Source organism: Phormidium sp. CCY1219 (assembly GCF_055795085.1).
On the sequence record NZ_JAYFEQ010000801.1, the window covers coordinates 1 to 10387 of the forward strand.

At 53.6% G+C, this 10387-nt stretch carries 6 protein-coding genes and 1 pseudogene; 2 read left to right on the top strand and 5 right to left on the bottom strand.

The window, feature by feature from the left end:
* Together AC0QH1_RS24685 and AC0QH1_RS24690 are read right to left on the bottom strand one after the other, a co-directional pair.
* Window positions 1–1925 (bottom strand): FG-GAP-like repeat-containing protein (locus tag AC0QH1_RS24685; RefSeq protein ID WP_324634070.1); only part of this gene is annotated, 1925 nt, incomplete at its 3' end.
* A gap of 51 nt (window positions 1926–1976) precedes the next feature.
* Window positions 1977–2420: pseudogene (locus AC0QH1_RS24690) on the bottom strand (DUF4347 domain-containing protein); the annotation flags it as partial.
* Window positions 2421–2472: 52 nt separating this feature from the next.
* Here AC0QH1_RS24690 and AC0QH1_RS24695 point away from each other — a divergent pair.
* Together AC0QH1_RS24695 and AC0QH1_RS24700 are read left to right on the top strand one after the other, a co-directional pair.
* Window positions 2473–2661, top strand: coding sequence for a hypothetical protein (locus AC0QH1_RS24695; RefSeq protein WP_324634063.1), 189 nt, complete (start codon window positions 2473–2475; stop codon window positions 2659–2661).
* A 432-nt stretch (window positions 2662–3093) separates the two neighbouring features.
* Window positions 3094–3654, top strand: coding sequence for a type III secretion system chaperone family protein (locus tag AC0QH1_RS24700; protein WP_324634064.1), 561 nt, complete (start codon window positions 3094–3096; stop codon window positions 3652–3654).
* Between the two features lie 127 nt (window positions 3655–3781).
* Here AC0QH1_RS24700 and AC0QH1_RS24705 read toward each other — a convergent pair whose 3' ends face one another.
* The 3 genes from AC0QH1_RS24705 to AC0QH1_RS24715 form a co-directional block, all read right to left on the bottom strand.
* Window positions 3782–5134, bottom strand: a complete 1353-nt coding sequence (locus tag AC0QH1_RS24705) for a pentapeptide repeat-containing protein (protein ID WP_324634066.1) — start codon at window positions 5132–5134, stop codon at window positions 3782–3784.
* A gap of 194 nt (window positions 5135–5328) precedes the next feature.
* The gene (locus AC0QH1_RS24710; protein ID WP_324634067.1) at window positions 5329–6651 is read right to left on the bottom strand and encodes a serine/threonine-protein kinase; all 1323 of its coding nucleotides are present in this window, start codon (window positions 6649–6651) and stop codon (window positions 5329–5331) included.
* A gap of 214 nt (window positions 6652–6865) precedes the next feature.
* Window positions 6866–10387, bottom strand: a 3522-nt coding sequence (locus AC0QH1_RS24715) for a hypothetical protein (protein ID WP_324634069.1), incomplete at its 5' end; no start/stop codon positions are given.

The following is a 10387-nucleotide window of genomic DNA, read 5'->3' on the forward strand; positions in this document are numbered from 1 at the left end:
GTCCCCGTAATATCGGGAGTCGAATTGTTGGTTGTGCCAGTGGTGGCAATCGTGGGTGCATCCGGTGCAGTGGCATCAAAAGTGACATTACTGGCATCGGTAGTAGCCGTTACCGCAGTTCCCGCATTGCCCGCCGCATCAGTCACACCTGTTAAGTCGATGTTAATCCCTTGCGACCCTTCAGTATCGGTGGCTTGCAGGGTGTAAGTGGCGGTGTAATTGTTACCACTGGGATTAGTGACCGTAGCCGTTTGACCGCCAATCGTGACAGTAGGTGTGCCACTGAGAGCTTCATCAGCGGCAAACGTCACTGTCACCGTATCCCCCACTTTGGCCAAACTGGGGTCATTGGCATTGTCGGATGCCATGCTGACTGAAGATAAGGTGGGGGCGGTGGTATCCACCACAATCGCTTTACTCCCACCGAGGGAGTTGGTAGAACCCAAAGCGGGGAGGGTTAAGTCACCACTGAAGCCCACACTATCTTCAATCGTACCTCCATTCAGTCCTAAGGCAGTGGTGGAGAGGTATTCTAAGTCAGCAGAGGTGTCCCCCGATTGGATAACATAGTTAAAAGTGAGGGTATTAGTGCCACTGCCACTGGCATAGGTGGCATATTGGTCGGTGGTGCCAGTTTCCAGTTGCAGGCGGGGGGTGCCAGTGACGGTAACGGTTTGGTCGAAGGTGACGGTGATGGCGATGGTTTCTCCCACACCGTAGCTGCCATCAGCCTTGGTGGCGGTGACGGATGTCACCGTAGCAGGATTGTTCAGGAGTACCGAGACGTTGTTGCCGCCGAAGTTCGCCACCGCCAAGTCGTCCTTCTTGCCATCCCCGTTGAAGTCTCCTACGGTGACGGCACGCGGATTGTTTCCCACGGCGAAGGTGGTTTGGGGGTTGAAACTGCCACTGCCGTCTCCCAGGAGCACCGAGACGTTGTCGTCGCCGTCGTTCGCCACCGCCAAGTCCTTCTTGCCATCCCCGTCAAAGTCTCCTACGGTGACGGCACGCGGACTGCCTCCCACGGCGAAGGTGGTTTGGGTACCGAAACTGCCAGTCCCGTCTCCCAGGAGCACCGAGACGTTGTTGTTGCCGTTGTTCGCCACCGCCAAGTCGTCCTTGCCATCCCCGTTGAAGTCTCCTACGGTGACGGCACGCGGATTGTCTCCCACGGCGAAGGTGGTTTGGGTGCCGAAACTGCCACTGCCGTCTCCCAGGAGTACCGAGACGTTGTCGTCGTAGTTGTTCGCCACCGCCAAGTCGTCCTTGCCATCCCCGTTGAAGTCTCCTACGGTGACGGACCACGGAAGGTTTCCCACGGCGAAGGTGGTTTGGGTGCCGAAACTGCCACTTCCGTCTCCCAGGAGTACCGAGACGTTGTCGTCGATGCGGTTCGCCACCGCCAAGTCGTCGTTGCCATCCCCGTTGAAGTCTCCTACGGTGACGGCATACGGAAAATCTCCCACGGCGAAGGTGGTTTGGGTACCGAAACTGCCACTTCCGTCTCCCAGGAGTACCGAGACGTTGTTGTCGATGCGGTTCGCCACCGCCAAGTCGTCGTTACCATCCCCGTTGAAGTCTCCTACGGTGACGGACAACGGACTGTTTCCCACGGCGAAGGTGGTTTGGGGGTTGAAACTGCCACTGCCGTCTCCCAGGAGTACCGAGACGTTGTCGTCGACGTTGTTCGCCACCGCCAAGTCGTCCTTCTTGCCATCCCCGTCAAAGTCTCCTACGGTGACGGAAAACGGACCGTTTCCCACGGCGGAGGTGGTTTGGGGGTTGAATCCCAGGGTATGAGAATAGGTGGTCAGGGTGTGGGGAGAGAAGGGTGAGGAGTGGTTTGTCCCTTGTCCGTTGTTATCAGTGCCGTCGCCCATGACCCATTCCCAATTCCCCTGTCCCGGTTCCCCCTGGGGAAACATTTGTTGTAGGTGCCAGGTGCCCCCTTGGGCGGGGTTGCCGGTGGGGTGGGGGTTGGCATAGAGGTGGGCGTTGGTGTAGCGGTGTAGCTGTTGTAAAAACTCTTGTCCCTCGCAATTGGCGGCGACTTGGCATCCGTAAATGTGGAGTTGCTTAATTCGCCACTGTTGCAGTTGGGGGGCTTAGTGAGGCAGGGTTTCGCGGTTGAGGATGCGGTTGCCCAGGTAGAGGGTTCCCGGTTCGCCGTGAGAGATGAGGTGGAGGGTGGTGGTTCCCCGGTATTGCCCCGTTCCTGCCACAAGCTGGGTAATTTGCGCGATGCCATCTTCTTCGGGATGGAGTACCACCACGTCGCACCCTGGGCGCACTGCGGCGGCGAGTATCTGGTAATCTTCTACCCCGGGGTCGATGATGACCAATTCTCGAGGCCATGCGCTGTAGGGCGTTGCCTGGAGGCCATTTAATTTTTGCAGGGGCAAGAGAAACTTGGGGGTCATGGTGTGATGAGTTACGATGTTCACTGTTGTTCTCGATAACGTAATTCCAATTATGCCTTTTTTCCCCCATCCGGGTGCGATCGCGATCGCACTGTTTTATCTCTTTTTGACCTTGACAGTTGTGAACTTTGATGGTAAATGCCGCCGAGGATTCAGCTCGCAATGCAGAATTAAGAATCAAGGATTTTCTTATTTATTCCATACCGTTGCTTATCTGCCATTTCCCCTGCATACTTGGTAACGTTGGTTGTCAGGGGTGGGGGCTGATGCAGTTCGGTGGTAAGTGAGTGGCTGGTGGAGAATTAAGAATTCATAAGTGAGAAAATTGCCCGTGATTCATTCTGAATAGTTAATTGCCTCGGGCGAGTTCAGGTGGGTTGTGGGTCGCACAATGAGACCGGGAACCCCTCGAGGTGCCATGTAGTGGCATCGGTTTGCCTATTGTTGGTAATCTGCAATGGGGGAGAATGGACTTGACAAATAGTTTGAGTTGTGGTAAAAGAGGCGGACTCAGGGAGGCAGGGGATTTTTTTCAATTCCCAATTCTTAATTTTCAATTGGCAACGAAGCGGGGAGCAGGAAAGATAGGATAATGTAGGCAATGATGTTTTATCCTAATCCTCAATAGCAACCACAGGCGTAACCGTTCATAGCTAAAAAAAGGACATTCAATATGGGCGCGAGTTTACAACAGATTGCCGATTATCTCGACAACCGAGGTTGGAAATACGAGATAGATGAAGAGAACAACCGAATTATTACGGGCGTACAAGCGGAGAACGTGGAGCATTTCCTGATCGTGATCCAGCTAGACGAAGACGGAGAATTTTTTAAACTGTTTGCGCCGCAGGTGATTTCCGGAGTCAGCGAGCATAGGTTTAAAGAAGCGATTTTGCAAACCATGCTGTGCATTTCCTGGGAGACGAAAATGCTGCAGTGGGAATACGACCCCAGCGATGGAGAGATTCGGGCGATTATTGAATTCCCCTTGGAAGATGCGATAATGACCGAGAAACAATTTAACCGATGTTTGAGTGGGTTAATTCAAATTGTAGATGATATTGCCATGCCTCGGTTGCGGGCGGTGATGGAAACGGGGAAAGACCCGGGAGACGAAGATATCGGAGAGAGACTGCTGCTGACCCTGCAAGAAGAAGCCCCCGGACTGCTAGACATTTTAGAAAAAGCGATGGAAGCGCGAAAGAACCGGGGAATCTTCCCGGCGGAGGAGTAAAACCCTTTTCCCGCCGTACCATGAAACCGAAGGGGAGGTGAAGCGATCGCCCACCCTAGGCGCGATCGCGCCTAAAGTAGGGGCGAGTCCGAACCCCTGCAGGGGTGACGACAAACGGCGAAACCCTTTATCGGCCCAACTTATTGGGAATTCCTTCGCAACCGCCGGGGATGGTTTCGCGAGTTTTCGATCCTCCCCAGGCACAACAATAATAGCGTTGCTTGTCCGAGAGGCGCTCAACCCCAGAGAAATCCGCATTTTCAATCACCGCCCCGGTATATTCCCCGGTTTTGAAATTCGGGCGTTGGGTGCGACTGCGCGCAGAAGCGGTTTCCACCGAACCGTAATAGAAGCGAGTCCCCTTCATATCCGCACCAGAGAGATTTGCCTCGCAGAGGATAGCGCGGGAGAGATTCGCCTTCACCAAATCGCAATGGCTGAGATTGACTTTTACCAGATTAGCTTCACTTAACTCCGTCCAGCGCAAGTCAGTGTAAGCGAGATTCGCCCCCGCCAACATCACACCGAGGTCGATGACGCGCACCCCATAGGGACGATCTTCCGCATAACCCCCGCTTCCATCCAGGATGGGACGGCCCAGGTGGCGATCGCGGCGCAGAGGAGTCAGCAACTTAGACTGAGACAGGAAGCGAATAATTTTGGCCTTTCCTTCAGCATCCACACTTGCCAGGATAGCGGCGGTTCGTCCTTCTGCGATCGCCCGTTCTTGCGGCCAATCTTCTAGCAACCCTTCTTCATTCAGCGCCAGATCCGAGACCCCTTGAAAATAGGCATCAATCGTTTGTTGCTGGGTAATGCGATTTTGCTGAATCGTCAGGTCCTTAGAAATAATGTACTGTCGCCACGCCACATACACCGCGAGGATAGCAATCAAGATTTGCCCCAAAGCCCCCACCACATCGCCTACAGCGCCGATCGCATCCCAATTAATTTGGATATTGCGGCTACCCGGTTGCTGATTCGAACCGCTCAGCATCAGAAACCCGATGGTGGCGATCAGCAGTCCCAAACAAGCGATGACCACAGAACGCCATGCAGGGGGCACCAACTGAGTCCAGATTGTGCCCCAATTCGGCCAAATAATTCGCAGGGAAATGGCAAAGGTAGACACCGCCCCGGCGAATCCGAGCCAAATATTATCCAGGGCCAGACCGAGAATCATCACCGCGATCGCGCCCAAAACCAAGGCACCGGGGCTAATGCGCCACCCCTTAACCGGGACTGCTTCCAGAGTAGCGCCGCGATCGGCATTACGGTTGAGAGTGCCATTAGCGGAATCGCGATCCAAAAACACGCGCCGTTCCTCTTCGGAGAGGACCTCTGTACCGCCGCCATTCTCTGGGGACAGGGGAGAAGTCACGGCGGCGATCGGATTGTCTCCCTCGCCGGGAACCGGGGTGGAGGTGGGTTCGGTATTGGAAGAGTTGAGAGAATTGGGGGAGTTTTGCTCTTCAGGCATAGATTTTGACCATAGGTTCGGTGATAGCCTAGGATTCAGTTTAGACCGGGCGGGAAGACCCGACATGAGAAAATTCTAACCTGAGATGAACTGTCGGGCAGAGGGAATTCTACCACAATCCGGTACAGAGGCGGAACCTGTTTCGCAAAACTCGGGCAGGGAGGCGGGGAGGGCGATCGCCCTAAACTGGGGCGCTACAAGCTGCAATCGCGAATTTTGGCCGCCAAAGTGGGCCAGAAGCGACCGCGACGCCCCCAACTGGGGAGATGGCCTTCCGGAGCGGAACTATCAAAAGTGAGTTTGCCGTAAGGCAGCCAGGATTGTCCTTGTCGCCAGCCCACGCGATCGCTAAAGGCTTCGTAATTTTTCTCAACCGCTTTCCAAATCTGCCGTTGGACGCTAAACCCAAACCGATTGTCGCTGTATTCTCGCCAGAGTTTATCGATTGTGCGTAAATCTCGACAGGGGAAGTTTTTGAGGTCTTGTATATTTATTTTGCCATCCGCTTCCCGACCGCAGACCCGCACCATCAGCGCCTCGGTTTCGCGGTCCGCCGCTTGCCACTCACCGGCAGCGAGGCGATCGCGCAGGGTGCTGTAGTCCATTCCCACAGCGGAAGCGGGCGGGGTGGGGGAGCTGTCTACCCCAGAAAGCAGTTCCGGGGGCATAAAAGCGCGATCGGCATCCGTGCCGGTGCCCAGCAAGTATAACCACTGCTTCACCGACTGGGGGCGATGTTCCGGATCCAAGGCCAAGCCTTTCAGGATAGCGGCATTCACGCGATCGCTGATGTGGGGATTGAGTTCTTGCGGGGGCACCAGGGGGTCCGTGGCATCCTTCATGCGGGCGCGATCGCGAGAAGTCGCCGAGGCGGGCACTTCTGTAGTGAGAAGAGCATATAAGGTTGCTGCCAAACTATACACATCGGAATACGCCCCGCGCCGCGATCGCAGGTCGTATTGTTCCAGGGGAGCAAACCCGCGCGAGCCATATTCCGGATGAACTTCAACCCGGTCCTGACTAAACGAGTGGGCAAACCCGAAATCAATCAGAACTGCATCCGAGCGATTTTTGCGGACGATAATATTCAGGGGTTTGATATCCCGATGCAAAAAGCCGCGATCGTGAACCAAACCGATCGCATCGCCAATTTGGTGAATATAAAATAACGCTTCCCACTCCGGTAAAGCGCCTTTGGTTTCCACCAAAGTGGCTAAATCAGTGCCTTCTACATATTCCATCACCAAATAACATGACGAGTCATCCGGGACAACTTCCGCCACACGGACGATACTGGGATGAGTACATTGAGCCAGACATTCCGCTTCATTGAGAAAGGCTTGCTTTTGTTCTGCAAATTCGCGCGGCGATCGCGCCTTCGGGGTCAGGGTTTTAATCGCCACAGAATGACCCCGATTATCCTTTGCCAGATAGGTAATTCCAAACCCACCTGACCCCAGGACTTTTTCGATAACATACCGACCATTTTGTAAAGCGTGACCGGGTTTCCAAGCCATAATTCTCCACTCCCATAATATGAGTTTGCCTAGATTTTAGCGCACCCGATTTCCATTCCAAATACACATACAATTTTCGATAATTCTTCCCTCGGAGGGAAGTGACAAGAACAAAGCCCGCACAAGCGGGCTTTGAGAAAAAGGCTCTTACCAAATTGAGGGAACCCCCTCAGCGGGCTGCGAAGTGCAGCACCGCTAGAGTATCGAGGGCGACCTAGACCAGTAGACCTTCAGAGCTGGCGTAGTTGTACACTTGATACATACTTACCTCTTCAATCGAGGTCGCACTGGCAAACTGGAGCAATCCATCTTGGTTCGCGGGGTCGTTCTTGATGGCATCCAAACCAAGACCGTCGGGGCTGTGACCGTCGCTCAGACCTTGACCGAAGATATACTCGACCTTTTCGAGGTTCGAGACTTCTTCAATCGAAGTCGCACCGGAGTAATTGAGCAGGTCATCTACCACTGCATCATCTGCGAAGTAGGATTCCAGGTCATAGGAGTCGGAGGTTTCTTGACCATTTTCCAACCCGGTACCCACGGCGTAGTCATACAGTTCGCCATCGCTGATTTCGCCATTGCCGTCCCCATCGATGGTTTCGAGTTCTTGAGTGAGGATATCGGCGTAGGTTTCGCGATACCAGGTTAAGTCGATCGCCGGGGAAGTCGCCAGACCTTCCGAGATACCTTCACCGGACATGAAGTCGTAAACCATATCGGACTGGAGATTGAAGACATTCTCCACGCGATAGTTCGAGACGATTTGTTGGCTGAAGTTAGCGCTGTAGTATTCGAAGTTGACGAACTCGCTGACATCAATCCCCAGTTGTTCCGATGCTTGGTTGAACATGAAGGATTTAATCTCGAACTCGCTCACTTCCGGAGCCGTGGACAGATCCACACCGAATTGTTCGGCGATTTGTTCTCCGTACTGCTCCACAAATCCTTTCACATCTACCGCAGAGAGTTCCACGTTAGCGGGACCTTGGGCATACACGTATTCGAGCACTTGCAGGTCGCTGACTTCCTCAACCGAGGAGACGCCAAACTCAGCCGTCAGTTCGGACTCATAGGTAGAGCGCACGAAGCTATAGTCGATATCGTTCGACAGACCACCATACATGTAGTCGAGAACCAAACCCTCATTGAGTTCGCCCACGGCGCTCACTTCGATGTCGTAGTAGCGAGCGATATCTACCGCGAATTCGCTCTTGAGATATTCGACTTCCACATAGTTCAAGGGGTTGATGCCTTGTTCCCAGCCGGTGTCGAACATGAACTTGACGACCTGCTTATCGGTGAGGTTACTGACATCAAACTCAGCATCGCCAGAGATTTTGCCGCTCTTGAACTTGAGAGAACCGCTCTTCAGCTTCATGGAAGAATCGCCGCTGAGCTTCATCGAGCTGCTGTTGAACTTCATAGAGCCGCTCTTGGCGACGTTGCCGCTCTTGAAGTTGAGAGAACCGCTCTTGAGCTTGTTCGAGCCGCTGTTCACTTTGATGCCGGCTTCGCCATAGAAGGCGGAGAGGGCGTCGGCATTGTCTGCGATATAGCCGGAGACATCGATCGCGGAGAGCTTGACTTCTTCGACTTCTAAGGCAGCCTTGAACTCTTCGCTGTAGGCAATCTTCACCAGTTGGTCGGCGGTGAGAACTTGGCCGGCGGTGAGGTCTACATCGATTTCTAAGTTGGTGAGCAGGTCAGTTTGTTGGGTTTCGCTGAGTTGCTCGAACTGATAGCCAACGTAGTTGACATCGATGGTAGACAGTTCGCTGCCCACCCATTCCAGCAAGCTGGCATCATCGAGATTCGCCACTTCGTCCACGGAGACTTCGAGAGAGCCTGCGATCGCCTCAGTGTAGGTTTCGCGAATGTAGTCGAGTTCTACATAGCCTGACAAGCTCAGGCCCAGTTGGACGCCTTCGCCCAGCATGAACTTCTCGAGTTTTTCGCGATCGATTTCGGCGACTTCTTCTGCTTCCACACCAAACGCTTCTGCGATCGCGTCGGTATTGGCGTCCACAAATCCCTTCACATCGAACGCCGAGAGCTTCACCGCTTCCAGGCTATCCTGTGCGTACAGGTATTCCACCACTTGCAGCTTGCTCAGTTCGGAAGCATCCGTCACTGTCTCACCTTGCTCGGTGAAGTAGGTCACCATCTCTTCGCCGAGGGCAAACCGCGCGTAGTCGAAGTCAACCGCCTCACTCACGCCACCGAATGCGAAGTCAACCACGATTTCGGCGCTCAGTTCGGTCACTTCTTCCACAGTGATGCCGTAGTATTCCGCCAGTCCCGCTTCATGTTCGCTGCGATAGACTTCTACATCTTCCGCCGTCACGAACTCAGAGAGATCCACACCGACTTTCCAGGCTTCGCCGACCATGTAATCGACGATTTCGGCTTCGCTGACCTCTTCAATGCTGCTGGCGCTGTAGAATTCCACCACTTGCGCCGAGTATTGCGTGGTAAACGTTTCGATGTCGAATGCCGAGAGATTGGTAAAGCCGGCTTCCCAACCCGCACTGAATATATAATACTTCAGTTCTTCGCCAGACAGCTCTTTCACCAACGTGCCGTCAGCGGTGGTTTCTTCGCCGTATTTCAGCTTAAAGAATTCCGCATCTACATAGGGAGCTGCATCGCCAAACACGAACTCGACGGTTTGCTCGGCACTCACTTCTTCAATCGAAGCGACTCCGAAGGTGGCGACCATCGCCGCCTCAAAGGTGCTTTGATAGTAAGACACCTCCACATATTCCGTCACATCTAGCCCTTGCTCCACAGCTTCGGTGGCCATGAATCGGTAGAGTTCATATTCGGAGAGTTCCTCCACGCTTTCTACGGAATAGAAGGCGGTCAATTCAGCGGTGTATTGCGCCGCAAAGCCTTCCAGATTCAACGGAGACATGCTCACATCCGCTGCTTCTGCTTCTTCGCTGAACGCATACGCTTCTACCTGCTCGTCGCTGAGTTCTTCCACGGAAGTCACGCCATAGAACTCGATGAGTTGTTGCGAGTATTGCTCGCGAACGAAGCGCACGTCGATGTAGTATTCTCCGCTGTCAAAGACGTTATCGAGAACTTTTTCCGGTTCGAGTTCCGCCACGCCTTCTTCGCCATCGGCGATGTCTACCGCTTCGCGAATTTTTTCTTTGTGCTGTTTCTTGACGAACTCGAAGTTAAAGAATGCAGAGGGATTCAACCCTTCTGCCACACCTTCGCTGGTGATGAACTTCAACAGTTCTTCATTAGACAGAGATGCAAGGTCAATTCCCTTTTCGCTGGCTAACTCGGTCAGCTCCTCGGAGTGAACCGATTTGAAGTAATCGAACTGAACCAACGGCGTCGGACTGTAGCCGAGTTCTACTGCCTTTTGCAGCAGTTCTTTTTGGCTGAGATTGGCGATTTCTTCTTGGGTTAATCCCTCTTCTTGCAGTGCAGAACTCACTCGCTCTTTCACCACGGAATTAAAGTAGCTCAAATTCACCGAGGGAGAGGGCTGCAATCCCTCTTGGCTCACATAATCCTCGACTTGCGCGACTTGCTCTTCGGTGAGATTCTCGAAGTCGAAGTCTGGGAACTGCTCTTGCAGTGCATCTTGGTTTTGCTCGATGACATATTGCGCGTCGAACAGCGGGCTAGTGGATGTTTCACCACTACCATCGGTGGGTTCTTCGCCACTACCATCGGTGGGTTCTTCGCCACTACCATCGGTGGGTTCTTCGCCACT